Consider the following 24,007-nt stretch of genomic DNA (forward strand, 5'->3'; position numbering starts at 1 on the left):
GTGCGGCGGACTGACGGGCTGAGCGGTGGGCTGAGCGGTGGGCTGAACGACGAGCCGAGCGACGGGCTAAACGACGGGCTGAGCGATGGGCTAGGCGGCGGCCTGAACGACGGTGAGCGAGGGGCTGCGCGGCGGGCCGAACGGCGGGCAGCGGCCGGCCGCATGCTGGGCGGCCGCTCGACCCGTCGGCTTGCCGGAACGACATTACCGGCGCTGCACGCCCGTGCCGCCCAGATCCCCGGTGACCGCCTGTCGAACGGCCCTTTTGCGCCGAACAGCCGAACGCATGCGACGCGCCGCCTCCCAGCACCACCCCGTTCCATCCGATCACCTTGCCTTTTTCACGTTTTGTTTAGTATTTTTAGTAACGGCGTTTTCGCAGATTAGCACCTAAAAACCCGTTATTTCCGGGTATTCCCCGGTTATTCGGCCCGAATTTGGCGCCGAGTTTTACTATACAATCGCCCTCACCCTAAACAAACCGGACCCCGAACGATGGGCACCACCATTCGCGACGTAGCGCGGGCGGCAGAGGTCTCGATCGGCACCGTCTCCCGCGCGCTGAAAAACCAGCCGGGCCTGTCCGAAGCCACGCGCGCGCGCATCGTCGAGATCGCGCAGCGGCTCGGTTACGATCCGGCCCAGTTGCGCCCGCGCATCCGCCGGCTCACCTTCCTGCTGCACCGCCAACACAACCGCTTTCCCGCCAGTCCGTTCTTCTCGCACGTGCTGCACGGCGTCGAGGACGCGTGCCGCGAGCGCGGCATCGTGCCGACGCTGCTCACGGTCGGCCCGAACGACGACGTGCTGCGCCAGATGCGCCCGCACGCGCCCGACGCGATCGCGGTGGCCGGCTTCATCGAGCCCGAGACGATCGAGGCGCTCGCCGCGACCGGCCGCCCGCTCGTGCTGATCGACCTGTGGGCGCCCGGCCTGCGCTCGGTGAACATCGACAACGCGACGGGCGCGGCGCTCGCGATGCGCCACCTGCTCGCCACCGGCCGCTCGCGGATCGCGTTCATCGGCGGCTCCGCCGCGCACTACAGCATCGCGCAGCGCGCGATCGGCTATCGCCGCGCGTTCTTCGAGGCCGGGCGGCTGTTCGATCCCGCGTACGAAGTGACGATCGACGCCGGGCTCGACCCCGACACCGGCGCCGCGCGCGCGATGCAGCAGCTGCTCGACGCGCCAGGCCCACGCCCCGACGCCGTGTTCGCGTACAACGACGCCGCCGCGCTGGCCGCGCAGCGCGTGTGTATCGCGCGCGGCGTGCGAATTCCGGAAGACATCGCGATCGTCGGCTTCGACGACATCCCCGCCGCCGCGCACGCGAACCCGCCGCTCACGACGCTCGCCGTCGACAAGGAAGCGCTCGGCCGCCGCGGCGTCGAACTGCTGCTCGCCGAAGCGCCCGAGCGCACCGAGATCTCCCTGCCCGTCGAGCTGATCGTGCGGGCCAGCAGCCAGCCCGCCGGCTCACCGGCACTCGATACCGCCACGGTCACCGAATCATGAACATGCCCCCGGTCCAATCCCGCACGGCCACGCCGGCCAACCACGCGCAAGCGGCGCCGTTCGTCGCGAGCTTCCGCGATCCGTCGTTCCTGCTGTCGCACATCGAGGACACGCTGCGCTTCTACGCGACGAACGCGTTCGACCCGACGGGCGGCTTCTACCACTACTTCCGCGACGACGGCAGCATCTACAACCGCACGTCGCGGCATCTGGTCAGCAGCTGCCGGTTCGTCTTCAACTACGCGATGGCGTACCGGCATTTCGGCGATCCGCGCCATCTCGAGTACGCGCGCCACGGGCTGCGCTTCCTGCGCGACGCGCACTGGGACGACGACCTGCAGGGCTACGACTGGGAACTCGACTGGCGCGACGGCGCGAAGCACGAGACGCTCGACGCCACGCGCCACTGCTACGGGCTCGCGTTCGTGCTGCTGGCCGCCGCGCACGCGACGATGGCCGGCATCGACGAAGCGCGTGCGCTGATCGCGTCGACCTACGAGCTCGCCGAGCACCGCTTCTGGGATGCGGCCGCGGGCCTCTATGCGGACGACGCGACGCCGAACTGGAACGTGTCGTCGTACCGCGGCCAGAACGCGAACATGCACATGACGGAGGCGCTGCTCGCGGCCTACGAGGCGACCGGCCACGTCACCTACCTCGACCGCGCGGAGAAGCTCGCAACCCATATCACGCAGCGCCAGGCCGCGCTGTCGGGCGGCCTCGTGTGGGAGCACTACCATGCGGACTGGTCGGTCGACTGGGACTACAACAAGGACGACAGCTCGAACATCTTCCGTCCGTGGGGCTTCCAGCCCGGGCACCAGACCGAATGGGCGAAGCTGCTGCTGATCCTGGAACGGCACCGCCCGCTCGACTGGCTCGTGCCGCGCGCGGCCGAGCTGTTCGACGCGGCGCTCACGCACGCGTGGGACGCCGATCACGGCGGCCTCTGCTACGGCTTCGGCCCCGACTTCACGATCTGCGACCACAACAAGTATTTCTGGGTGCAGGCGGAAACCTTCGCGGCGGCCGCGATGCTCGGCGCGCGCACCGGCAGCGAGCGCTTCTGGGACTGGTACGACGAGATCTGGCGCTACAGCTGGGCGCATTTCGTCGATCACCGCTACGGCGCGTGGTACCGGATCCTCACCTGCGACAACCGCAAGTACAGCGACGAGAAGAGCCCGGCCGGCAAGACCGACTATCACACGATGGGCGCGTGCTATGACGTGCTCGCGACCCTTGCCCGTGCGGCGCGCAGCGAGCCGACGCAATGAGCGGCGGCACGTTTCCGGCATTCGTGTCGGCAGGTGACATCCTGACCGACATGGTGCGCGCGGGCGACGCGCAGTGGACCTCGGTGCCGGGCGGCGCCGGCTGGAACGTCGCACGCGCGGTCGCGCGGCTCGGCGTGCCGAGCGCGCTCGCCGGCGCGATCGGCGAGGACTGCTTCTCCGACGTGCTGTGGCGCACCAGCGACGCGGCCGGGCTCGACCTGCGCTTCCTGCAGCGCGTGCCGCGCGCGCCGCTGCTCGCGATCGTCCACGAGACCCGGCCGCCCGCGTACTTCTTCATCGGCGATGCCAGCGCGGACCTCGCGTTCGACCCGGCGCGGCTGCCGGCCGGCTGGACCGAACACGTGCAATGGGCGCACTTCGGCTGCATCAGCCTGGTGCGCGAACCGCTCGCGGGCACGCTCGTCGCGCTCGCGGCCGACCTGCACGCGCGCGGCGTGAAGATCAGCTTCGATCCGAACTACCGGAACCTGATGACGGCCGCGTACCGGCCGACACTGGAGAAGATGGCCGGCCTCGCCGACCTGATCAAGGTGTCCGACGAGGACCTGCGCCACCTGTTCGGCGGCGACGGCCCCGACGCGGTCGACGCGGTGCGCGCGCTGAATCCGCGCGCGGCCGTGCTCGTCACGCGCGGCGCGCAGGCGGCGACGCTCTACGCGGACGGCGACGTGCTCGAGGCCAGCCCGCCGCGCGTCGAGGTGGTCGACACCGTGGGCGCGGGCGACGCGTCGATCGGCGGCCTGCTGTTCAGCCTGATGGCCGCGCCGCAGCGGTCGTGGCGCGAGCATCTCGTGTTCGCCCTCGCGGCGGGCGCAGCCGCGTGCCGGCATACAGGCGCGCACGCGCCGACGCTCGACGAGGTCGTCGCGCTGCTCGAACGGTGACGGCATGGGGATGACAGGGGCGGCGCGCTGATCGGTCGCCGATTAGCGGCGCTGTACATGCTGCGCCGCAGTGCTACGATGAAGTGTCCTATTGCGGGAGAGGCACGATGGACACGAACACGTTCACGAAAGGCATCTACACGGCCAAGGCGCATACGCAGCACACCGCCAACGGGCAATTCCAGGGCTACGTGATCCTCGCCCGGGACGACGGCGACGAGACGGAGAACATGCGCTACGACGTCCACACGACGAGCCCGAGCGAGGAAGAGGCGTTCGACGAAGCGAAGGCGCTCGCGCACCGGATCCTCGGCGAGATTGAACTGTGATGCGCGAACCATAATGCGCGGGACCATCGCGCGCGCCGCGGCCGGACCGCGACGCGCCGCCGCATGCGGCGCGGCTCAGAGCAGCCGCGCGACCATCGACACCAGCATCGTCAGCACCAGCGTCGACATGAACGGGAACGGGTAGCGCCGCCCGCCGAGCGTCAGCGTGACGTCGCCCGGCATCCGCCCGATGCCGAGCTTGCCGAGCCACGGCCAGCAGCGCGTCAGGATCATCACCGCGAAGAACGACGCCATCAGCCAGCGCAGCATGCTAGGGCCTGTTTCCATATGGAACGCGCATGCGTTGCCACGAGAACGGCCGCTCGCGAGGCGCGCGACGCCGCGAATACTGGACGTATTCGCAAGGAGCGCAACGCGGCGAGCGGCCGTTCTCGTGGCAACCCCAAATTAAAAAAATCATGTCACGGGAATGCCCGAAATCGCCCGTATGGCGGCGTCGCTCGTCGCTTGTTTGGCGCGGCCAAACGGCGCTCCTCACTCCTTGCCCTACGAGCGATTTCGGGCATTCGCATGTGCGTTCCATATGGAAACAGGCCCTCGCCCCGTCAGAGCGCGTGCGAGCGGTCGCCGCGCGCGAACGCGTCGAGCGTGCCGTCGATCCCGCGCGAGAATGCGATCACCTTGAACAGCTCGCCCATCTCGGCTTCCGATATCAGCTTCTGCACCGCGTTCGCGGCCGGCAGGAACTGGTGAATGTCGGACGGATCGATCGCGGCCAGCGCGTCGGTGATACCCGCGTTCAACAGGAAGCGCGCCTGCGACGTGTAGCCGAGCAGGTCGGCGCCGGTGCCGACGCCCGCGTCGTAGATGCCGGTGAATTCGACGTGCGCGGTGATGTCCTGCAGCCCCGGGTACAGGAATGCGTCGTCGTGCGCGTGGTGGCGGTAGTGGCACATGAGCGTGCCGCGCTCGCGCTGCGGATGGTAGTACTCGTGCGCGGGAAAGCCGTAGTCGACCAGCAGCACCGCGCCGCGCGCGAGCATCGTGCACACGGTGCGCGTGAACGCGAGCGCGGCTTCGTGCGTCTCGGTCACATAGCCGTCGTCGACGTCGAGCGTCGCGAGCACCGGCGGCAGGCCGGCAGCACCGACGGGCCGGTCGTCGAACACGAACGCGTGCCGCGCGTCGAGCGCGACGCCGCGCTCCAGCCACGCGCCGCCCGACTTCGCGAACAGGCGCACCGGCATCGCATCGAGCACCTCGTTGCCGACCACGACGCCGTCGAAGCGCTCGGGCAGCGCGTCGAGCCAGCGCACCTTGCCGGCGAGCGCCGGCGCGGCGGCCGCGATCGTGTCGCGCTGCCGTTCGCGCAGCTCGCCCGATAGATCGACGATCAGGTATTCGTCGAGTTCGACGTCGAGCGCATCGAGTGCCGCGAGCAGCCCGGCCGCGAGCTTGCCCGTGCCCGCGCCGAACTCCATCACGCGACGCGTGCCGCTCGCCGCGAGCGCGTCCGCGACGGGATTCGCGAGCGTCTGCGCGAACAGCGGCGACAACTCGGGGGCCGTCACGAAGTCGCTGCCGTCGTCGGCGCGGCGTCCGAACTTGCGCGCGCCGCCGCTGTAATAGCCGAGGCCGGGCGCGTACAGCGCGCGCTCCATGAAGCGGTCGAACGGCAGCCAGCCGCCGGCCGCCGCGATCTCGTCGCGCAGTTGCGCGGCGAGGGTTTCGGACTGCGCGAGCGCGTCAGGGCCGGGAGCAGGTAAACTAGCGGATTCGTGAGCTTTCGGGTTCATCCCGGCATTGTAAATGACCGTTTCAGCCGATACGTCGACCCCGCGCATCGCGCTCGTCGCAGGCGCGCTGGACAGCGCGGCCGACGCCGCGTCGCTCGGTCGTGCGCTCGCAACCGCCTTCGCGCAGCGCGGCTGGGACGTCGCGCTGCAACGCAGCCCGGGCGCGCCGCGCGCGGCCGGCGACGCGCTCATTGCCGAAGTCGCCGCCCGGGGCCGCCGCGCGGCCGTGCTCGACGCCGATCTGGCCCTGGAAGCCGACGCGGGCGCGCTCGTCGCCGCCTGCGGCGCGGCGCTCGGCCGGCCCGCCTGTGCGGTGTTCGTGAGCGCATGCGCCGGCACCGACGACGCGCAGACGGTCGACGGCGCATCGCTCGCCGGCGCGCTCGCGCGCAACGTGACGGCGCCGCTCGCGCTGGCCCGCGCGCTCGCCGATGCGACGCCCGACGCCGCGCGCGGCGATGAAACGCTGCGCGCGTGCGTGATCCACGTGCTGGACCAGGCCCTGTTTCACCCGGCGCCGGCCCGGCTGTCGCATGCGCTGATGCAGGCCGCGCTGAACCGCGCGACCGCCGCGCTGGCGCTGGCCCTCGCGCCGAAGGTGCGCGTCGCGGCGCTCGTGCGCGGCCACGCGCCGCACGCGGACGACATCGCGGCGGCGGCCTGCTATCTCGCGACCGCGCCCGGCGTCACGGGCGCGACGCTGACCGTCGACGGCGGCGAGCACCTGGTGCCGCCCGCCGCCGGCCCGAATGAATGAACTGCGCGGATCGCGCGGCCTGATTGCCGCCGTCCGCGCCGCTTTGCGTGCGCGCACGCCAATTTGACTGGGACGACCATGTTTTCCGCTCTCCTGCACCCCCGCCTCGCGGACTGCCGCAGGCTCTACCTGCGCGACTACGAGGTGCACATCAACATCGGTGCCTTCGAACACGAGAAGCGCGGCGAGCAGCGCGTCGTCATCAATATCGACCTGTTCGTGCCGCTCGCGCTGTCCACCCCCGTCGACGACCGGCTGCATGAAGTCGTCGACTACGACCTGATGAAGCAGAGCGTCGCGCAGTGTCTCGCGCGCGGCCACATCCACCTGCAGGAAACGCTGTGCGACGCGATCGCCGCGAACCTGCTGGCGCACGACACCGTGCGCGCGGTACGTGTCCGTACCGAGAAACCGGACGCCTATCCGGACTGCGACGCCGTCGGCGTCGAAGTCTTTCGCATCAAGGACGAGGAGCGCGCATGAACGCCCCCCACATGCATGACACGGCGGCCGATGGCGCCGCCATCGAAGCCACCGTCGCCGAGACCGGCCGCCGCGCGCTGACGCGCCGCGAGCAGAAGGAAGCGTACGAGAACAACAAGCTGTTCAAGCGGATCGTGCGCCAGGTCGGCCAGGCGATCGGCGACTACAACATGATCGAGCAGGGCGACAAGGTGATGGTGTGCCTGTCGGGCGGCAAGGACAGCTACGCGATGCTCGACGTGCTGCTGCGCCTGCGCGAGCGCGCGCCGATCGACTTCGACATCGTCGCGGTCAACCTCGACCAGAAGCAGCCGGGCTTCCCCGAGCACGTGCTGCCCGAATACCTGACGCAGATCGGCGTGCCGTTCCACATCGAGAACCAGGACACCTACAGCATCGTCAAGCGGCTCGTGCCCGAGGGCAAGACGACCTGCTCGCTGTGCTCGCGGCTGCGCCGCGGGATCCTGTACCGCGTGGCCGGCGAGCTCGGCGCGACCAAGATCGCGCTCGGCCACCACCGCGACGACATCCTGCAGACGCTGCTGCTCAACATGTTCTACGGCGGCAAGCTGAAGGGGATGCCGCCGAAGCTGCAGTCGGACGACGGCAAGAACGTCGTGATCCGCCCGCTCGCGTACGTGAAGGAGACCGATCTCGAGAAATTCGCGGAGCTGCGCGAATTCCCGATCATCCCGTGCAACCTGTGCGGCAGCCAGCCGAACCTGAAGCGCGCGGAAATGAAGGCACTGATCCGCGACTGGGACAAGCGCTTCCCGGGCCGCGTCGACAACATGTTCAGCGCGCTCGCGAACGTCGTGCCGTCGCACCTGATGGATACGACCCAGTTCCCGTTCGCGTCGCTGCGCGCGACCGGCCAGGCCGATCCGCAGGGCGACATCGCGTTCGACGAGGAGCCGTGTGCATCCGGTGACGACACCGCCGCGACGCGCGACGGCGCCCGACCGATCTCGATCGTCCAGTTCGACGACCTGTAAGCAGGGCCCGAACACCTCCCGGAACCGCGGCCCGCGGCCGCGTTCCGGCGCTGTCGCCCCGCCGCGACAGGCCCGGAACGCCAGGGACCGCATGCTAAAATGGTCGGCTTCGAACTCCTCTGACAGCTGGCGCCATGAATATCGTGATTTTGGCGGCAGGCACCGGCAAGCGCATGCGTTCCGCGCTGCCGAAAGTGCTCCATCCCCTGGCCGGCAGGCCGCTCCTCTCCCACGTCATCGCCACCGCGCGCACGCTGCAGCCGTCGCGGCTCGTCGTCGTCGTCGGTCATGGCGCCGAGCAGGTCCAGGCCGCCGTCGGCGCACCCGACGTCCAGTTCGCGCTGCAGGCCGAGCAGCTCGGCACCGGCCACGCGGTGCGCCAGGCGCTGCCGCTGCTCGATCCCGCGCAACCGACGCTGGTGCTGTACGGCGACGTGCCGCTCACGCGCGCGTCGACGCTGCGGCGTCTCGTCGACGCCGCGCGCGAAGGCAGCTACGGGATTCTGACCGTCACGCTCGACGATCCCACCGGCTACGGCCGCATCGTGCGTGACACGGCCGGCTCCGTCACGCGCATCGTCGAGCAGAAGGACGCGTCGCCCGAACAGCTGAAGATCGCCGAGATCAACACCGGCATCATCGTCACGCCCACGGGCCAGCTGTCGATGTGGCTCGGCGCGCTGAAGAACGAAAACGCGCAGGGCGAGTACTACCTGACCGACGTCGTCGAACTCGCGATCGAGGCCGGCTTCGAGGTCGTCACGTCACAGCCCGACGAGGAATGGGAAACACTCGGCGTGAACAGCAAGGCGCAGCTCGCGGAACTCGAGCGCATCCATCAGCGCAACGTCGCCGATGCGCTGCTCGTCGACGGCGTCACGCTCGCCGATCCGGCGCGCCTCGACGTGCGCGGCACGCTGCGCTGCGGCCGCGACGTGTCGATCGACGTGAACTGCGTGTTCGAAGGCAACGTGACGCTCGCCGACAACGTGACGATCGGCGCGAACTGCGTGATCCGCAACGCGTCGGTCGGCGCGGGCACGCGCATCGACGCTTTCACGCACATCGACGGCGCCGAGCTCGGCGCGGACACCGTGATCGGCCCGTACGCGCGGCTGCGCCCGGGCGCGAAGCTCGCGGACGAAGCGCACGTCGGCAACTTCGTCGAGGTGAAGAACGCGGTGATCGGCCACGGCTCGAAGGCGAACCACCTGACGTACATCGGCGACGCCGACATCGGCGCGCGCGTGAACATCGGCGCGGGCACGATCACCTGCAACTACGACGGTGCGAACAAGTTCCGCACCGTGATCGAGGACGACGTGTTCGTCGGGTCGGACACGCAGTTCGTCGCGCCGGTGCGCGTCGGCCGCGGCGTGACGATCGCGGCCGGCACGACGATCTGGAAGGACGTCGCCGAGGGCGTCCTCGCATTGAACGAGAAGACGCAGACCGCGAAGAGCGGCTACGTCCGCCCGGTCAAGAAGAAAAATTGACATCACGCGGGCGCCCCACGGCGCCCGCTTCCACATAGAGGGTAGATTTTCATGTGCGGCATTGTCGGCGCAGTTGCGCAGCGTAATATCGTTCCGGTGCTGATCGAAGGATTGCGGCGCCTCGAATACCGTGGCTACGATTCGTGCGGTGTCGCCGTGCTCGAGCCGGGCGCTCCGAAGCGCGCGCGCAGCGTCGCGCGCGTCGCCGATCTCGACGCGCAGGTCCACGAATCGCACCTCGAAGGCACGACCGGCGTCGCGCACACGCGCTGGGCGACGCACGGCGCGCCCGTCACGCACAATGCGCACCCGATCTTCTCGTCGAACGCGCTCGCGCTGGTGCACAACGGCATCATCGAGAACTTCGAGACGCTGCGCGAAGCGCTGCGCGCGAAGGGCTACGAATTCGTGTCGCAGACCGACACCGAAGTGATCGCGCACCTCGTGCACAGCCTGTATCGCGGCAACCTGTTCGACGCCGTGCGCGAAGCCGTGCAGCAGCTGCACGGCGCGTATGCGATCGCGGTCACCCACAAGGACGAGCCGCACACGGTCGTCGGTGCGCGCCAGGGTTCGCCGCTTGTCGTCGGTCACGGCGACGGCGAGAACTTCCTCGCGTCCGACGCGCTGGCGCTGGCCGGCAGCACCGACCGCTTCACGTTCCTCGAGGAAGGCGACGTGTGCGAGCTGTCGCTCGACGGCGTGAAGATCGTCGATCGCCACGGCGCGCTCGCGCAGCGCGAGATCCGCGTCGTCAGCGCGTACGGCGGCGCGGTCGAGCTGGGCCCGTATCGCCACTTCATGCAGAAGGAAATCTTCGAGCAGCCGCGCGCGATCGGCGACACGGTGCCGCAAACCGACGCGTTCGACGCGACGCTGTTCGGCGATGCAGCCCCCGCCGCGTTCGCGGACATCGACAGCCTGCTGATCCTCGCATGCGGCACGAGCTACTACTCGGGCCTCACCGCGAAGTACTGGCTCGAATCGATCGCGAAGATCCCGACCCAGGTCGAGATCGCGAGCGAATACCGCTACCGCGAGTCGGTGCCGAACCCGCGCCAGCTCGTGCTGGTGATCTCGCAATCGGGCGAGACGGCCGACACGCTCGCCGCGCTCAAGCACGCGCAGTCGCTCGGCCATACGCATACGCTCGCGGTGTGCAACGTCGCGACGAGCGCGATGGTGCGCCTCACCGAGATGCAATTCCTGACGCACGCGGGCACCGAGATCGGCGTCGCGTCGACGAAGGCGTTCACGACCCAGCTCGTCGCGCTGTTCGTGCTGGCCGCGACGCTCGGCAAGCTGCGCGGGCACGTCGACGCCGCGCAGGAAGCGGAATTCCTGAAGCAGTTGCGCCACCTGCCGGCCGCGCTGAACAGCGTGCTCGCGCTCGAGCCGCAGATCATCGCGTGGTCGGAGGAATTCGCACGCAAGGAAAACGCGCTGTTCCTCGGCCGCGGGCTGCACTACCCGATCGCGCTCGAAGGCGCGCTGAAGCTGAAGGAAATCTCGTACATCCACGCGGAAGCCTATCCGGCCGGCGAACTGAAGCACGGGCCGCTCGCGCTCGTCACGGAAGCGATGCCGGTCGTCACGGTCGCGCCGAACGACACGCTGCTCGAGAAGCTGAAGTCGAACATGCAGGAAGTGCGTGCGCGCGGCGGCGAGCTGTACGTGTTCGCGGATGCCGACACGCAGATCGTCAACGACGACGGCCTGCACGTGATCCGGATGCCGGAACACTACGGGCAGCTGTCGCCGATCCTGCACGTCGTGCCGCTGCAACTGCTCGCGTATCACACCGCGTGCGCGCGCGGCACCGATGTGGACAAGCCGCGCAACCTCGCGAAGTCGGTGACGGTGGAGTAACGCAGGTCTCCCGGACGGGCCGTCGCCGCCCCGTCCGGACCACGTATCGGCACGAAGCAGCGCACGAAGCAGGCCGTTCGGCCAGGTCGAAATATGTACCACGTAGTGGTATATAATCCTGTGCTAACTCGACTGGCTCGACATGTCTGCTTCCGTACGACGCGTGTTCAAGACGAAGTGGTTTCACAAGGCAGCAGGAAAAGCGGGAATCGGCGATCGCGACCTGTGCCGGGCGGTTCGGGAACTGGCGCGGGGCCAGGGCATCGACCTCGGCGGCAACGTCTGGAAGAAGCGCCTGGACGACAATCGCCAGCGAGGCATCGTGCTGGGCAAGGTCGGGCATACGTGGGTGTTCGTGTTCCTGTTCGCGAAACGTGACCGCGACAACATCGATGCACGCGAGCTGCGCGCCTTCCGGAAGCTCGCCGCGGATGTCGGTCGACACACCGACGTCGACATCGCGACGCTGGTCGCACTGAACGAGTGGGTGGAGATTTGCAATGGCTAAGAGTCGATTCAAGAGCGACGCGACGGAGGCGGTCCACAGCGCCGCGTCGGGCCTTTATCGCGCGCAATTGATCGACAAGAAGACGATGCGCGAATACGACGCGCTCTGCATCGAAGCTGCACCGCAGTTCGATCCGGAGGCGATCGCCCGTATCCGCAAGTCGGTCAACGTCAGCCAGAGCGTGTTCGCGCTCTATCTGAACACGACCACATCGACGATCCGCCAGTGGGAACAGGGCGACAAGCGTCCGAGCGGCATCGCCGCGCGTATGCTGCAAATCGTCGAGAAGCACGGGCTCGAGGTGTTCTCCTGAACCGCCTTCCCCGAATGCGCACGGGCGGCCGATCCCGCACCGGATACCGCGACGCGAGCCGCAAGCAAGATGACGGAGAGACCATGGTAAGACTGTTTGGATGCGGATTGCTGGCGCTGACTTTCGCGTCGACGGGCTGGGCGGCCGAGCACTACGTCGAAGTCTGGAACCCGCCTGAGGCGCGGCAGCCGGCAGCACGGACACCGACCCCGCACGCCGGCGGCAAGGCCGTCGAAAAGCATGCGAGCGTGCAGCCGAAGGCCGCGGTCAAGCCGCACAATCGCCGCGTCGCGCAAGCCGTGAAGGCCGCCCCGCATCATCCGCCCGCCGCGACGGTCGACGCGCCGGTCGCACCGCGCCCGGTCGCGCAGCCCGCGCCGGGCCGGCTCACGGTGATGCAGCCGGTCGCGCCCGACACGCCGCACGCGCTCAATTTCTCCCACATCCCGCGGCAATACACGCCGGACGGCAACGTGCTGCGCGTCGGCACGAACGACCGTTCCGCGAAGGTGACGCGATAATGGAAGCGCAGACCTATCACGGCTACCAGATCTGGGGCCACGCAATCCTGCAGCAGGACGAGATCCTGCAGCCCGAACGCTTCGCGGCGAGCGGCACGATCACGCAGAACAATCGGCTCGTCGAAGCGTCGGGCGTGCTCGGCGTGTTCGATACCGAGGACGAAGCGCGCGAAGCGGGGCTCGAATGGGCCCGCGCGTGGATCGACGGTCATCGCTGAACGGGTCACGCGCCGACTGCGCGCGAACCGTCAACGCAAAGAAAAAGGGGCGTCCACACGACGCCCCTTTTTGCATTCGGACCCGCCGGCTCAGGCGACCGAACGCGGCGGCCTCATGGCCGTATGCGGGCGGCCGACGAGCCGCGTGAGCACGACGATCGCGACCAGCGTGACGAGGTACGCGACGATCTGGATCCCCGCCGGACGCGCGGTATAGCCGACCAGCGTGTGCAGCGCCTTGCCGACGATGCTCGATTCCTTGAGCATCCACGACGTGTCCCAGACCACATCGCCCCACGACGGCACGAGGCCCGCCGCGAGCAGGAAGCCGGCACACTGGCTCGCCATCCCCGCCGCGAGCAGCACGATCAGCGCGTTGGTGACGGAGAACAGGCGCTTCAGCGGAATCTGCAGCAGGCCCGCGTACATCGCGTAGCCGAGCCCGGCTCCGCCGAGCACGCCGAGCAGCCCGCCGGCGATCATCTGCGGCGTCTGCCCCGGATCGCCCGCCGCGATGCCGTACAGGAACAGCACGGCCTCGGAGCCTTCGCGCAACACCGCGACGCCGACCACGATCGCCAGCCCCGTCAGCGGCCGGCTGCCGGCCACGACGGCCCGCCCGACTTTGCCCATGTGCAGCGCCATCTCGCGGCCGTGGCTGCTCATCCAGATGCAGTGCCACGCCAGCATCAGCGTCGCGACGAACATCACGCCCGCGTTGAAGACTTCCTGCCCCATGCCGGACGCCCATTGCGAGATCACGTCGGCGAACGCGGCGATCAGGCCCGCGCCGATCACGCCGCCGACGAGCCCGCCGCCGACCCACCAGCCGCGCCGCGGCACGCCCTTCGTGGCGGCCATCACGATCGAGACCACCAGCGCGGCCTCGAGCACTTCACGAAAGACGATCAGGGCGGTCGACAGCATGGTGATGTCCGCTTACTTGACGGTGAGGTGCGTCTTCGACTGCGCTTCGTGATACTCGTCGTGGAACTCGTAGGTGCCGGCCTTCAGCGGCCCGACGAGAATCTCGACCGACTTGCCGGCGGGCACGACCTTCTCCGCCTTGAAATCGTCGCTTTCGAATTCCGCGGGCGTCGCGTCGAGGTTCTTTACGACGAACTTCACCTTCTTGCCGGCCGGGATCGTCACGCCATCGGGCGAGAACTTGTGGTCCTTCAGCGTCAGGTTGACGACATCGTCGGCAGCGAAGGCGGACGTTGCCGATGCGCCCAACAGGGCCAGTGCGAAGCCGATGGCGAAACGAGTCATGTTCGTAATGAAAAGAAATATCGAGGGGAATCGATACTAAGATCGATTCGCATTTTCAACTCGAAGTACCCTTACTCGGATCATGGAGATCGTGCATCGTCGATTCCGCATGCGCCTTGCGGCGCAAGGCTCCGCGAGGGTTCGCCGAGAATGCGTGGCCGTCAATCGGGACAAATTCGGGCTGACGCGCGCGGATGAATCGCTATTCGTCTGACTTCACGTTTACAAACAGCTGTCGCAACATCGCACGCTGCGAACGGGCTTGACCTTCCCACCATGGCAAGCTTCATGCTGGACGTACTCGTCAATCGTCAACTCAGGAGAACACGATGGAATTCGAAGTCCAGGACATGACCTGCGGCGGCTGCGCCAATGCGATCACGCGCGCCGTGACGGCGGCGGACCCGGCCGCGAAGCTCGACATCGACGTGGCCGCGAAGATCGTCAAGGTCGAATCGGCGCAAGGCGCCGAGCGCGTGCAGTCGGTCATCGAGGCCGCGGGCTTCCACCCGGCACTGCGCTCGGCCTGACGCGAGTGCAGCACACGCGGGCGCAGTGCCGGCCGGCACCGCGCCCGCCCACCGACTGCGTCAGCGCAGCCGGATCAGCGTCGACTTCAGCTCGGTGTACTTCTCGAGCGCGTGCAGCGACTTGTCACGGCCATTGCCCGACTGCTTGTAGCCGCCGAACGGGAAGTTCATGTCGCCGCCCTCGTCGTAGCAGTTCACCCATACCGTGCCCGCGCGCAGCCGGCGCGACACGTCGTGCGCGGTCGTCAAATCCGACGTCCACACGGCCGCCGCGAGCCCGTACTCGCTATCGTTCGCGATCCTGACCGCCTCGTCGATGTCGTCGAACACGATCACCGACAGCACGGGACCGAAGATCTCCTCGCGCGCGATCCGCGCATCGGGCTTCACCTCGAACACCGTCGGCTCCACGTAGAAACCGCCCGATGCCTCGTTCACACGTGCGCCGCCCGTGACGAGCGTGCCTTCCTTGCGCCCGGCGTCGATGTAGCCGAGCACGCGCTCGAGCTGGATCCCGTCGACGATCGCGCCCATCGATACCGACGGATCGAGCGGGTTGCCCGGCACGTACGCACGCGCGGCCGCGACCAGCTTCTCGATGAACGCATCCTTGATGTCGCGATGCACGAGCAGGCGCGAGCCGGCCGTGCACATCTCGCCCATGTTGTAGAAGATCGCGCCGGCCGCGGCCTGCGCGGCACGGTCGAGATCCGGACAATCCGGCAGCACGATGTTCGGCGACTTGCCGCCGAGTTCGAGCCATGCACGCTTGAGGTTCGACTGCGCGGCGTACTGCATGATCAGCTTGCCGACCGCGGTGGAGCCGGTGAACGCGATGCAGTCGACGTCGCGATGCAGTGCGAGCAGCTTGCCCGGTTCGCCCGCGCCCGGCACGACGTTGAACACGCCGGCCGGGATGCCGGCCTCGAGCGCGAGCTGCGCGACGCGGATCGCGGTGAGCGGCGACTTCTCCGACGGTTTCAGCACGACGCTGTTGCCGGCCGCGAGCGCCGGGCCGAACTTCCATGCGGCCATCAGGATCGGGAAGTTCCACGGCACGACGGCCGCCACCACGCCGACCGGCTCGCGCGTGACGAGACCGACGAGGTGATGATCGGCCGGCGCGACTTCGCCGCCGACCTTGTCGATCGCTTCGGCGAACCACTCGACGCAATACGCGGCGCCCGGCACGTCGACCGTCGTCGTATCGCCGATCGGCTTGCCCGCGTCGAGCGTCTCGAGCAGCGACAGTTCGTCGAGATGCTCGCGCATCAGCGCGGCCCAGCGCAGCAGCACAGCCTTGCGCGCGCGCGGGTTCAGTCCGGCCCACACGCCGGCGTCGAACGCGCGGCGTGCGGCCGCAACCGCGGCGTTCACATCGGCTTCGCCGCAATCGGCCACCTTCGCGAGCACGCGGCCGTCGATCGGGCTCACGCAGTCGAACGTCTTGCCGCCGTGCGCGTCGCGCGACGCGCCGTCGATGAATGCGCGCCCTTCGATCTCGAGCGACGCCGCCTTGTCCTGCCAGTCAGCCAAAGTCAACTTATTCATCAGGATGCCTCAATTGTCGTGGCATTCGCGCAGCGGCGCGGCGCGCAATGGCAACACTGCCGGCGGCGAATGCGGTGATGCGCGGTCAGAAGGTCGCCGGCGAATTGGCCGACACGACCTCGCAGAGCTGTTCCGCGCTGGGATTGCGAAAACGGTGCGGCAAACGGCTTTCGAAGTAGTAGCCGTCCCCGGGGTCGAGCAGCCAGGTCGCGCTGTCGACGGTGAGCTCCAGCCGGCCCGACACGACCACGCCGCCCTCGTGCCCCGCGTGCACGAGCATCTCGGGCCCCGTATCGGCAAGCGGCTGGTAGATCTCGCGCATGATGCACATGTTGCGATCCTTCACGCCCGCGCCGACCAGGTGGAACGCGAGCGTGTCGTTGCCGAGGTTCGGCATCTCGTCACGGCGCGACACGACCGAGCGCGACTCGACCAGCTCGAACGTGAAGAACTCCGCGAGACTCATCGGGATGCATTCGAGCAGTTTCTTCAGCGAGCCGACCGACGGGCTCACGCGGCCCTGTTCGATCAGCGAGATCGTGCCGTTGGTCACGCCGGCCCGCTTCGCGAGTTCGCGCTGCGACAGGCCATGCTTGTTGCGCACGAAACGCAGGCGCTCGGCGACTTCGGTAGACATCGATTCGGTTTCGGACACGATAGTAGTGCGGTGAAAAGGTGAAGCGACGCGTTGGGCAGCCGTTGAATATTCTAATCACTTTATGCCGCGCATCAGCGGGGAAAACCCTGAAAGGCGTTCGAAATAATGAACACCCGAAACCGCATTCCATTTACGAATATTTTGTTCGGAATGCCTCGGGAAAGCCCTGACACGGGACCGTCAAAAAACATTTGACGCCGTTTTTGGCTCGTATATGCTGGCTCTCAGGTCAGCGTCATTGACCATTCATTGGCACCGAAAAACGTTATCGCAACGTAAAAATTGATGCCGATCGATGTAAATGACGCAGGCCCGGCACCTCGATTATTTTAAACGCCCCGCGCGCCGAAACGATCAGGTGTTCAATACTTTCAACAAACCAGTCGAGTGTAATCGTGAGAGTCCGTGGCCCTCTGGTGAGGTGGGATCGAGGCGATGTGCGAAGTTTGCGCAGCGCTGCTCCCGCTTCCGATGGCAGTTGCGGCTGGCATAGTCCTCGCCTGCTGCACCTGTCGATCTACACCATCCTGTCCCGTCGTTCCGTTCGGCGTCACAACGCCGTATCCGCACGTGCATTCGTGGCCGTCGATACCGACGAAGTCGCGTCGCTGCTGCCATAGCGCCTCTCCCCCTTTTCTCGTCGTCCGTTTCAGCTGCCTGTTCGTCTGCCGCGCCGTCTGCGCGGTGACGGAACGCGTTCGCGCATCGATTGCCGCGTCGCGCATCGCAACGAAACGAACGACGGCCTGACCGTCGCGCACAGCGCGGGCCGCCACGCGACCCCGTCGTGCCCATTCATCAGCGGCCTTGACGCTCTGCGCCAGGCTGCGGGGCTCTGTCGCGCCCGCGTTTTGCCGTCTCCGGCGCAACGCACGTGCAAGCCTTATGGACAACTGATTGACGTCATGGAAAGGAAACCCCTCGTCGGCATCACCGCCGACTTCATGCAGATCGGCGCACACGCGTCGCACACGGTCGGCGACAAGTACGTCGCGGCGATCGTCGACGGCGCGCACGCGTTCGCGATGGTGCTGCCCGCGCTCGGCGATCGGCAGTCGGTCGACGACGTGCTCGACACGGTCGACGGCCTGCTGTTTACCGGCAGCTATTCGAACGTCGAGCCGCATCTGTACGGCGGCGAGCCGAGCACACCCGGCACGAAGCACGACCCGGCACGCGATGCGACGACGCTGCCGCTGCTGCGCGCGGCGATCGTGGCGGGCGTGCCGGTGCTCGCCGTCTGCCGCGGCTTCCAGGAGCTGAACGTCGTCTGCGGCGGCACGCTGCATCAGCGCGTGCACGACGTGCCGGGCCTCGCGGATCACCGCGAGGACGACGCCGCGCCGATGGAATCGCAATACGGCCCCGCGCACGTCGTGCACCTGACGCCCGGCGGCAAGCTGCATGCGCTCGCCGGCGGACGCGACGACGTGCACGTGAACTCGCTGCACAAGCAGGGCATCGCGCAGCTCGGTTCCGGCCTCGCCGTCGAAGCCGTCGCACCGGACGGCCTGATCGAGGCCGTGAGCGTCGTCGACGCACCGGCTTTCGCACTCGCCGTGCAATGGCATCCGGAATGGCGGCATGCGCAGGACCCGCTGTCGAGCGCGATCTTTCACGCGTTCGGCGACGCCTGCCGCGCCCGCCGCGCCGCCCGCACGCACACCACGGCCGCTGCCGCGCTCGCATGAGCGCGCCGACCCACACAACGAGAACGGACATGCAAGACATGGAAGACTTTCTGAGACAGCACCGGATCACCGAAGTCGAGGCGATCATTCCCGACATGGCCGGCATCGCACGCGGCAAGATCACGCCGCGCAACAAGTTCACGTCCGGCGAATCGATGCGCCTGCCGCAGGCCGTGATGGTGCAGACCGTCACCGGCGAATATCCGGAAGACGGCTCGCTGACCGGCGTGACCGACCCCGACATGGTGTGCGTGCCCGACGCGTCGACGATCCGCCTGATCCCGTGGGCCAGCGACCCGACCGCGCAGGTGATCCACGATTGCGTGCACTTCGACGGCTCGCCGGTCGAGATCTCGCCGCGCTACGTGCTGCGCCGCGTGCTCGACCTGTACAAGGCCAAGGGCTGGAAGCCCGTGGTCGCGCCCGAGCTCGAGTTCTACCTGGTCGACATGAACAAGGATCCCGACCTGCCGCTGCGTCCGCCGGTGGGCCGTACGGGCCGTCCGGAAACGGGCCGCCAGTCGTACTCGATCGAGGCCGTCAACGAGTTCGATCCGCTGTTCGAAGACATCTACGAGTACTGCGAAACGCAGGGTCTCGACATCGACACGCTGATCCACGAAGTCGGCGCCGCGCAGATGGAGATCAATTTCATGCACGGCGATGCGCTGTCGCTGGCCGACCAGGTGTTCCTGTTCAAGCGCACGGTGCGCGAGGCGGCGCTGCGCCACAACATGTACGCGACGTTCATGGCCAAGCCGATGGAAGGCGAGCCGGGCTCCGCGATGCACGTGCACCAGAGCATCGTCGACGAGGAAACGGGCCGCAACCTGTTCACGTCGCCCGAGACGGGCGGTGCGACCTCGCTGTTCTACAACTACCTCGCCGGGCTGCAGAAGTACACGCCGGCCCTGATGCCGATCTTCGCGCCGTACATCAACTCGTATCGCCGGCTGTCGCGCTTCATGGCCGCGCCGATCAACGTGCAGTGGGGCTACGACAACCGCACGGTCGGCTTCCGCATCCCGCACTCGGGCCCGGCCGCACGCCGCATCGAGAACCGGATCCCCGGCGTCGACTGCAACCCGTACCTCGCGCTCGCGGCGACGCTCGCGGCCGGCTATCTCGGCATGACGCAGCGCCTCGAGCCGACCGAACCGCTCGTCAGCGACGGCTACGACCTGCCGTACCAGCTGCCGCGCAATCTCGAGGAAGGGCTCACGCTGATGGCCGCGTGCGAGCCGCTCGGCGAGATTCTCGGCCACAAGTTCCTGAAGGCGTATTTCGCGCTGAAGGAAACCGAATACGAAGCGTTCTTCCGCGTGATCAGCTCGTGGGAACGCCGTCATCTGCTGCTGCACGTGTAAGCGCGCGCACCAACCCAATACGGAAATACGGAGGAAACATGAGTTACCGCAACGAATCCGCGTGGATCCAGCCCGCCGCCCCGGCGGCCCGCACGACGCAGGCCCGCTCGACCGCCGAATACCGCGCGCTCGACGCCGCGCACCATATTCACCCGTTCTCGGACATGGGCGCGCTCAATCGCGCGGGCAGTCGCGTGATCGTGAAGGCCGACGGCGTCTACCTGTGGGACTCCGACGGCAACAAGGTGATCGACGGGATGGCCGGCCTCTGGTGCGTCAACGTCGGCTACGGCCGCAAGGAACTCGCCGACGCCGCGTATCGCCAGCTGCAGGAACTGCCGTTCTACAACACGTTCTTCAAGACCACGCACCCGCCGGTGATCGAACTGTCGGCGCTGCTCGCCGAAGTCACGCCCGCGGGCTTCAACCACTTCTTCTATTGCAACAGCGGCTCGGAAGGCAACGATACCGTGCTGCGCGTCGTGCATCAGTACTGGCGCGTGCAGGGCCAGCCGCAGAAGAAGTTCGTGATCTCGCGCAAGAACGGCTATCACGGCTCGACGATCGCGGGCGGCACGCTCGGCGGGATGGGCTACATGCACGAGCAGATGCCGTCGAAGGTCGAGCACATCGTGCACATCGACCAGCCGTATTTCTTCGGTGAAGCACAAGCCGGCGAGACGCCCGAAGCGTTCGGCCTCGCACGCGCGCAGCAGCTCGAGGCGAAGATCCTCGAACTCGGCGCGGAGAACGTCGCCGCGTTCATCGGCGAGCCGTTCCAGGGCGCGGGCGGCGTGATCTTCCCGCCGTCGACGTACTGGCCGGAAATCCAGCGGATCTGCCGCAAGTACGACATCCTGCTCGTCGCCGACGAAGTGATCGGCGGCTTCGGGCGCACCGGCGAATGGTTCGCACACCAGCACTTCGGCTTCGAGCCGGACCTGATCACGATGGCCAAGGGCCTCACGTCGGGTTACGTGCCGATGGGCGCGGTGGGCATTCACGAGCGCGTCGCGCGCCCGATCATCGACAACGGCGAATTCAATCACGGCCTCACGTACTCGGGTCACCCGGTGGCGGCAGCCGTCGCGGTCGCGAACCTGAAGCTGCTGCGTGATGAAGGAATCGTCGAGCGCGTGAAGAATGACACGGGCCCGTACTTCCAGGCGCTGATGCGCGAAACCTTCGCGCGTCATCCGATCGTCGGCGAGGTGCACGGCCACGGCCTCGTCGCGAGCCTGCAGCTCGCCGAAGCGCCGGCCGAACGCCGGCGCTTCGCGAACGGCGGCGACGTCGGCACGATCTGCCGCGACTTCTGCTTCAACGGCAACCTGATCATGCGCGCGACCGGCGACCGGATGCTGCTGTCGCCGCCGCTCGTGATCTCGCGTCAGGAAATCGATGAACTCGTATCGAAGGCGAAGAAGGCCGTCGATGCGACCGCCCAGCAACTGGGCCTTTCGTAACGACCTTGCCTTCAGGCGTGCGGCGGGCGCCGCACGCCACCATCATCCAGGGGAATTCCACCATGCGTTCCAGCTTTCTTCGCCAAGCCTGTTCCGTTGCCGCCCTTGCCGCGGCGGCCGCGTTCACGTCGGTCGCCAGCCCGTCGGCGCATGCCGATGAGCTGAACATCTACAACTGGTCCGACTACATCGCCCCCGACACGATCCCGAACTTCCAGAAACAGACGGGCATCCACGTCAAGTACGACAACTACGACAGCGATGACACGCTGCAGGCGAAGCTGCTGGCGGGCAGCTCGGGCTACGACATCGTCGTGCCGACGTCGAACTACATGGCCAAGCAGATCCAGGCCGGCGTGTACCAGAAGCTCGACAAGTCGAAGCTGCCGAATCTCGCGAACCTCGACCCGCTGCTGATGAAGATGATCGCCGATGCGGACCCGGGCAACCAGTACGGCGTGCCCTGGGCCTACGGCACGGACGGCATCGGCTACAACGCGCAGGCGGTGAAGAAGGCGCTCGGCGACAAGGCGCCGGTCGACAGCTGGGCACTGGTGTTCGACCCAGCCAACATGGAGAAGCTGAAGAGCTGCGGCGTGTCGTTCCTCGACCAGGCCGTCGACGTGTTCGCCGCCACGCTGCAATACATGGGCAAGGATCCGAACAGCAAGAATCCCGGCGATTACCAGGCTGCCTTCGAAGTCCTGAAGAAAGTCCGCCCGTACATCACCCAGTTCAACTCGTCCGGCTACATCAACGACCTCGCGAACAACGACGTGTGCGTCGCGCTCGGCTGGTCGGGCGACATCGGCATCGCGCACCGCCGCTCGGCAGAGGCGAAGCGCTCGTACGACATCAAGTTCGCGAACCCGAAGGAAGGCGGCCTGCTCTGGTTCGACGTGATGGTGATCCCGAAGGATGCACCGCACCCCGAGGCCGCGATGAAGTGGATCAACTACGTGTCCGACGCGAAGGTCAACGCGGCGATCACCAACACGGTGTTCTACCCGACCGCGAACAAGGCCGCGCACCCGTTCGTCACGCCGGCCGTCGCGCAGGACCCGACCGTCTATCCGCCGGAAGACGTGCTCAAGAAGATGGTGCTGATGAAGCCGATGCCGTCCGACATCCTGCGCCTCGAGAACCGTCTCTGGGCGCAGCTGAAGACGGGCCACTGACCGCGTCCCGTCACGGCGGCGCAGGCATCGACTGAACGCCTGCCCGCCCGGGATCCGCGGACTTTTCCGTCTGCCCGCGCGCACCGCGCGCCCTGTTCCATCCGGCACGAGCCGTTGTCCGCGAGTCGCGTTGCGCGCCTCGCGCGGGGACACTCGCGCCAGCAATCCGTGAAGAACGAATGGTGACTCCCATGCAATCGATACCCTCTTCCGCTGCCGTACGCCACACCCAGCCGGCCGCCGCGGCCCGCTCGAAGAACGACGCGTTCGTGCGCATCGAAAACGTCGTGAAGAAGTTCGGCGACAGCACCGCCGTCGACAACGTGAACCTGACGATCGCGAAGAACGAGCTGTTCGCGCTGCTCGGCAGCTCGGGCTGCGGCAAGTCGACGCTGTTGCGCATGCTCGCCGGGCTGGAGACGGCCACCTCCGGCAAGATCCTCGTCGACGGCGAAGACCTCGCGTCGCTGCCGCCGTATCGCCGCCCGGTGAACATGATGTTCCAGTCGTACGCGCTGTTCCCGCACATGTCGGTCGAGTCGAACGTCGCGTTCGGGCTGAAGCAGGAAGGCACGCCGAAGAACGAGATCAAGGAACGCGTGGCCGACGCGCTCGCGCTCGTGCAGATGAGCAAGTACGCGAAGCGCAAGCCGCACCAGCTGTCCGGCGGCCAGCAGCAGCGCGTCGCGCTGGCCCGCTCGCTCGTCAAGCGCCCGAAGCTGCTGCTGCTCGACGAACCGATGTCCGCGCTCGACAAGAAGATCCGCCAGAAAACCCAGCTCGAACTCGTGAACATCATCGAGAAGGTCGACGTGACCTGCGTGATGGTCACGCACGACCAGGAAGAGGCGATGACGATGGCGAGCCGCCTCGCGGTGATGAGCGAAGGCAAGATCGTGCAGATCGGCACGCCCGGCGAAGTGTACGAATACCCGAACAGCCGCTTCTCGGCCGAATTCATCGGCTCGACGAACCTGTTCGAAGGACGCGTGGTCGAGGACGAACCCGATCACATCTTCGTCGAGAGCGACGACCTCGAGGCGCGCATGTACGTGAGCCACGGCGTGACCGGGCCGCTGGGGATGCCCGTCGGCATCTCGGTGCGGCCCGAGCGCGTGCATGTGTCGCGCGACAAACCCGGCTCGCATCACAACTGGGCGCGCGGCGTCGTGACCGACATCGCGTACATGGGCAGCTACTCGCTGTATCACGTGCGTTTGCCGAGCGGCAAGACGGTCGTGTCGAACCTGTCGAGCTCGCACCTGCTGCATGACGGTGCGCCGTCGTGGAACGACGACGTGTTCGTGTCGTGGTCGCCGGCCAGCGGCGTCGTGCTGACGCAGTGAGGACG

At 67.4% G+C, this 24,007-nt stretch carries 26 protein-coding genes; 20 read left to right on the forward strand and 6 right to left on the reverse strand.

Features of this window, described 5'->3' with window-relative positions; genetic code table 11:
• Positions 1 to 495: 495 nt before the first annotated feature.
• The 4 genes from LMA02_RS15350 to LMA02_RS15365 all read left to right on the forward strand — a co-directional run bounded on the left by LMA02_RS15350 (position 496) and on the right by LMA02_RS15365 (position 4,026).
• The gene (locus LMA02_RS15350) at positions 496 to 1,515 is read left to right on the forward strand and encodes a LacI family DNA-binding transcriptional regulator (protein ID WP_006754117.1); all 1,020 of its coding nucleotides are present in this window, start codon (positions 496 to 498) and stop codon (positions 1,513 to 1,515) included.
• Complete coding sequence (locus LMA02_RS15355; RefSeq protein ID WP_228906003.1) at positions 1,512 to 2,792, forward strand: AGE family epimerase/isomerase; 1,281 nt, start codon at positions 1,512 to 1,514, stop codon at positions 2,790 to 2,792. Before LMA02_RS15350 ends, LMA02_RS15355 begins: the two co-directional genes overlap by 4 nt.
• On the forward strand, positions 2,789 to 3,697 hold the full coding sequence (locus LMA02_RS15360; protein ID WP_228906004.1) for a carbohydrate kinase family protein: 909 nt from the start codon (positions 2,789 to 2,791) through the stop codon (positions 3,695 to 3,697). Before LMA02_RS15355 ends, LMA02_RS15360 begins: the two co-directional genes overlap by 4 nt.
• A 107-nt stretch (positions 3,698 to 3,804) precedes the next feature.
• Positions 3,805 to 4,026, forward strand: coding sequence for a hypothetical protein (locus tag LMA02_RS15365; RefSeq protein ID WP_006754114.1), 222 nt, complete (start codon positions 3,805 to 3,807; stop codon positions 4,024 to 4,026).
• Positions 4,027 to 4,101: 75 nt separating this feature from the next.
• On the opposite strand, the gene LMA02_RS15370 is transcribed toward LMA02_RS15365, so the two are convergent.
• Both LMA02_RS15370 and LMA02_RS15375 read right to left on the reverse strand, forming a co-directional pair.
• Positions 4,102 to 4,296, reverse strand: a complete 195-nt coding sequence (locus LMA02_RS15370; RefSeq protein WP_228906011.1) for a DUF2905 domain-containing protein — start codon at positions 4,294 to 4,296, stop codon at positions 4,102 to 4,104.
• Between the two features lie 296 nt (positions 4,297 to 4,592).
• Entirely contained in the window at positions 4,593 to 5,783 is a 1,191-nt protein-coding gene (locus tag LMA02_RS15375; RefSeq protein ID WP_228906013.1) for a class I SAM-dependent methyltransferase, read from the reverse strand.
• Between the two features lie 13 nt (positions 5,784 to 5,796).
• On the opposite strand from LMA02_RS15375, the gene LMA02_RS15380 reads away from it, so the two are divergent.
• The 9 genes from LMA02_RS15380 (at position 5,797) to LMA02_RS15420 (ending at position 12,943) form a co-directional block, all read left to right on the forward strand.
• The gene (locus LMA02_RS15380; RefSeq protein ID WP_228906015.1) at positions 5,797 to 6,540 is read left to right on the forward strand and encodes an SDR family oxidoreductase; all 744 of its coding nucleotides are present in this window, start codon (positions 5,797 to 5,799) and stop codon (positions 6,538 to 6,540) included.
• A 78-nt stretch (positions 6,541 to 6,618) separates the two neighbouring features.
• A complete protein-coding gene (locus tag LMA02_RS15385) occupies positions 6,619 to 7,023 on the forward strand; it encodes a dihydroneopterin aldolase (protein ID WP_166724248.1) in 405 nt (134 codons plus the stop codon).
• Entirely contained in the window at positions 7,020 to 8,018 is a 999-nt protein-coding gene (ttcA, locus tag LMA02_RS15390) for a tRNA 2-thiocytidine(32) synthetase TtcA (RefSeq protein ID WP_228906016.1), read from the forward strand. Before LMA02_RS15385 ends, ttcA begins: the two co-directional genes overlap by 4 nt.
• A 134-nt stretch (positions 8,019 to 8,152) precedes the next feature.
• Complete coding sequence (gene glmU, locus LMA02_RS15395) at positions 8,153 to 9,514, forward strand: bifunctional UDP-N-acetylglucosamine diphosphorylase/glucosamine-1-phosphate N-acetyltransferase GlmU (protein WP_228906018.1); 1,362 nt, start codon at positions 8,153 to 8,155, stop codon at positions 9,512 to 9,514.
• Positions 9,515 to 9,565: 51 nt separating this feature from the next.
• Positions 9,566 to 11,383, forward strand: coding sequence for a glutamine--fructose-6-phosphate transaminase (isomerizing) (gene glmS / locus LMA02_RS15400; RefSeq protein ID WP_175670699.1), 1,818 nt, complete (start codon positions 9,566 to 9,568; stop codon positions 11,381 to 11,383).
• 142 nt (positions 11,384 to 11,525) lie between these two features.
• Positions 11,526 to 11,891, forward strand: coding sequence for a type II toxin-antitoxin system RelE/ParE family toxin (locus LMA02_RS15405; protein ID WP_175670700.1), 366 nt, complete (start codon positions 11,526 to 11,528; stop codon positions 11,889 to 11,891).
• The gene (locus LMA02_RS15410) at positions 11,884 to 12,204 is read left to right on the forward strand and encodes a helix-turn-helix domain-containing protein (protein ID WP_006760978.1); all 321 of its coding nucleotides are present in this window, start codon (positions 11,884 to 11,886) and stop codon (positions 12,202 to 12,204) included. Before LMA02_RS15405 ends, LMA02_RS15410 begins: the two co-directional genes overlap by 8 nt.
• An 83-nt stretch (positions 12,205 to 12,287) precedes the next feature.
• On the forward strand, positions 12,288 to 12,725 hold the full coding sequence (locus tag LMA02_RS15415; protein ID WP_228906020.1) for a hypothetical protein: 438 nt from the start codon (positions 12,288 to 12,290) through the stop codon (positions 12,723 to 12,725).
• Entirely contained in the window at positions 12,725 to 12,943 is a 219-nt protein-coding gene (locus LMA02_RS15420) for a hypothetical protein (RefSeq protein WP_124496473.1), read from the forward strand. The genes LMA02_RS15415 and LMA02_RS15420 overlap by 1 nt, the downstream gene beginning before the upstream one ends.
• Before the next feature lie 90 nt (positions 12,944 to 13,033).
• Here the strand turns inward: LMA02_RS15420 and LMA02_RS15425 are convergent, their stop codons facing one another.
• A complete protein-coding gene (locus LMA02_RS15425) occupies positions 13,034 to 13,870 on the reverse strand; it encodes an FTR1 family iron permease (RefSeq protein WP_228906026.1) in 837 nt (278 codons plus the stop codon).
• Between the two features lie 12 nt (positions 13,871 to 13,882).
• Positions 13,883 to 14,215, reverse strand: a complete 333-nt coding sequence (locus tag LMA02_RS15430; protein WP_006488047.1) for a cupredoxin domain-containing protein — start codon at positions 14,213 to 14,215, stop codon at positions 13,883 to 13,885.
• A gap of 329 nt (positions 14,216 to 14,544) precedes the next feature.
• Between LMA02_RS15430 and LMA02_RS15435 the strand changes: the two genes are divergently transcribed.
• The gene (locus LMA02_RS15435) at positions 14,545 to 14,745 is read left to right on the forward strand and encodes a heavy-metal-associated domain-containing protein (RefSeq protein ID WP_166724254.1); all 201 of its coding nucleotides are present in this window, start codon (positions 14,545 to 14,547) and stop codon (positions 14,743 to 14,745) included.
• Positions 14,746 to 14,805: 60 nt separating this feature from the next.
• On the opposite strand, the gene LMA02_RS15440 is transcribed toward LMA02_RS15435, so the two are convergent.
• Positions 14,806 to 16,296: an aldehyde dehydrogenase gene (locus tag LMA02_RS15440; RefSeq protein WP_228906027.1), complete on the reverse strand. Its 1,491-nt coding sequence runs from the start codon at positions 16,294 to 16,296 to the stop codon at positions 14,806 to 14,808.
• An 85-nt stretch (positions 16,297 to 16,381) separates the two neighbouring features.
• The gene (locus LMA02_RS15445) at positions 16,382 to 16,933 is read right to left on the reverse strand and encodes a cupin domain-containing protein (RefSeq protein WP_006754613.1); all 552 of its coding nucleotides are present in this window, start codon (positions 16,931 to 16,933) and stop codon (positions 16,382 to 16,384) included.
• 458 nt (positions 16,934 to 17,391) lie between these two features.
• Between LMA02_RS15445 and LMA02_RS15450 the strand changes: the two genes are divergently transcribed.
• From LMA02_RS15450 to LMA02_RS15475, 6 genes are all read left to right on the forward strand, one after another.
• Complete coding sequence (locus LMA02_RS15450) at positions 17,392 to 17,574, forward strand: hypothetical protein (protein ID WP_006402789.1); 183 nt, start codon at positions 17,392 to 17,394, stop codon at positions 17,572 to 17,574.
• Positions 17,575 to 17,859: 285 nt separating this feature from the next.
• Positions 17,860 to 18,645: a gamma-glutamyl-gamma-aminobutyrate hydrolase family protein gene (locus LMA02_RS15455; protein ID WP_228906028.1), complete on the forward strand. Its 786-nt coding sequence runs from the start codon at positions 17,860 to 17,862 to the stop codon at positions 18,643 to 18,645.
• A 29-nt stretch (positions 18,646 to 18,674) separates the two neighbouring features.
• Positions 18,675 to 20,012, forward strand: coding sequence for a glutamine synthetase family protein (locus LMA02_RS15460; protein WP_011658120.1), 1,338 nt, complete (start codon positions 18,675 to 18,677; stop codon positions 20,010 to 20,012).
• Positions 20,013 to 20,050: 38 nt separating this feature from the next.
• Positions 20,051 to 21,478, forward strand: coding sequence for an aspartate aminotransferase family protein (locus tag LMA02_RS15465; RefSeq protein WP_228906031.1), 1,428 nt, complete (start codon positions 20,051 to 20,053; stop codon positions 21,476 to 21,478).
• A gap of 62 nt (positions 21,479 to 21,540) precedes the next feature.
• Positions 21,541 to 22,656 carry a polyamine ABC transporter substrate-binding protein gene (locus tag LMA02_RS15470; RefSeq protein ID WP_228906034.1) on the forward strand — a complete coding sequence of 372 codons (1,116 nt, stop codon included), beginning with the start codon at positions 21,541 to 21,543 and terminating at the stop codon, positions 22,654 to 22,656.
• 191 nt (positions 22,657 to 22,847) lie between these two features.
• Complete coding sequence (locus LMA02_RS15475) at positions 22,848 to 24,002, forward strand: ABC transporter ATP-binding protein (RefSeq protein WP_228906035.1); 1,155 nt, start codon at positions 22,848 to 22,850, stop codon at positions 24,000 to 24,002.
• The last annotated feature ends 5 nt before the right edge of the window (positions 24,003 to 24,007 follow it).

Source organism: Burkholderia sp. B21-005, from assembly GCF_020843965.1.
GTDB classification, from domain to species: domain Bacteria; phylum Pseudomonadota; class Gammaproteobacteria; order Burkholderiales; family Burkholderiaceae; genus Burkholderia; species Burkholderia ambifaria.

Coding starts and splice junctions, on each gene's coding strand:
- LMA02_RS15420 (WP_124496473.1), top strand. CDS start 12,725: ATGGAAGCGCAGACCTATCACGGCTACCAGATCTGGGGCCACGCAATC.
- LMA02_RS15475 (WP_228906035.1), top strand. CDS start 22,848: ATGCAATCGATACCCTCTTCCGCTGCCGTACGCCACACCCAGCCGGCC.
- LMA02_RS15405 (WP_175670700.1), top strand. CDS start 11,526: ATGTCTGCTTCCGTACGACGCGTGTTCAAGACGAAGTGGTTTCACAAG.
- LMA02_RS15445 (WP_006754613.1), bottom strand. CDS start 16,933: ATGTCTACCGAAGTCGCCGAGCGCCTGCGTTTCGTGCGCAACAAGCAT.
- LMA02_RS15470 (WP_228906034.1), top strand. CDS start 21,541: ATGCGTTCCAGCTTTCTTCGCCAAGCCTGTTCCGTTGCCGCCCTTGCC.
- glmU (WP_228906018.1), top strand. CDS start 8,153: ATGAATATCGTGATTTTGGCGGCAGGCACCGGCAAGCGCATGCGTTCC.
- LMA02_RS15380 (WP_228906015.1), top strand. CDS start 5,797: ATGACCGTTTCAGCCGATACGTCGACCCCGCGCATCGCGCTCGTCGCA.
- LMA02_RS15410 (WP_006760978.1), top strand. CDS start 11,884: ATGGCTAAGAGTCGATTCAAGAGCGACGCGACGGAGGCGGTCCACAGC.
- LMA02_RS15425 (WP_228906026.1), bottom strand. CDS start 13,870: ATGCTGTCGACCGCCCTGATCGTCTTTCGTGAAGTGCTCGAGGCCGCG.
- ttcA (WP_228906016.1), top strand. CDS start 7,020: ATGAACGCCCCCCACATGCATGACACGGCGGCCGATGGCGCCGCCATC.
- LMA02_RS15370 (WP_228906011.1), bottom strand. CDS start 4,296: ATGCTGCGCTGGCTGATGGCGTCGTTCTTCGCGGTGATGATCCTGACG.
- LMA02_RS15440 (WP_228906027.1), bottom strand. CDS start 16,296: ATGAATAAGTTGACTTTGGCTGACTGGCAGGACAAGGCGGCGTCGCTC.
- LMA02_RS15460 (WP_011658120.1), top strand. CDS start 18,675: ATGCAAGACATGGAAGACTTTCTGAGACAGCACCGGATCACCGAAGTC.
- LMA02_RS15435 (WP_166724254.1), top strand. CDS start 14,545: ATGGAATTCGAAGTCCAGGACATGACCTGCGGCGGCTGCGCCAATGCG.
- LMA02_RS15430 (WP_006488047.1), bottom strand. CDS start 14,215: ATGACTCGTTTCGCCATCGGCTTCGCACTGGCCCTGTTGGGCGCATCG.
- LMA02_RS15415 (WP_228906020.1), top strand. CDS start 12,288: ATGGTAAGACTGTTTGGATGCGGATTGCTGGCGCTGACTTTCGCGTCG.
- LMA02_RS15360 (WP_228906004.1), top strand. CDS start 2,789: ATGAGCGGCGGCACGTTTCCGGCATTCGTGTCGGCAGGTGACATCCTG.
- LMA02_RS15455 (WP_228906028.1), top strand. CDS start 17,860: ATGGAAAGGAAACCCCTCGTCGGCATCACCGCCGACTTCATGCAGATC.
- LMA02_RS15365 (WP_006754114.1), top strand. CDS start 3,805: ATGGACACGAACACGTTCACGAAAGGCATCTACACGGCCAAGGCGCAT.
- LMA02_RS15375 (WP_228906013.1), bottom strand. CDS start 5,783: ATGAACCCGAAAGCTCACGAATCCGCTAGTTTACCTGCTCCCGGCCCT.
- LMA02_RS15355 (WP_228906003.1), top strand. CDS start 1,512: ATGAACATGCCCCCGGTCCAATCCCGCACGGCCACGCCGGCCAACCAC.
- LMA02_RS15350 (WP_006754117.1), top strand. CDS start 496: ATGGGCACCACCATTCGCGACGTAGCGCGGGCGGCAGAGGTCTCGATC.
- LMA02_RS15385 (WP_166724248.1), top strand. CDS start 6,619: ATGTTTTCCGCTCTCCTGCACCCCCGCCTCGCGGACTGCCGCAGGCTC.
- glmS (WP_175670699.1), top strand. CDS start 9,566: ATGTGCGGCATTGTCGGCGCAGTTGCGCAGCGTAATATCGTTCCGGTG.
- LMA02_RS15465 (WP_228906031.1), top strand. CDS start 20,051: ATGAGTTACCGCAACGAATCCGCGTGGATCCAGCCCGCCGCCCCGGCG.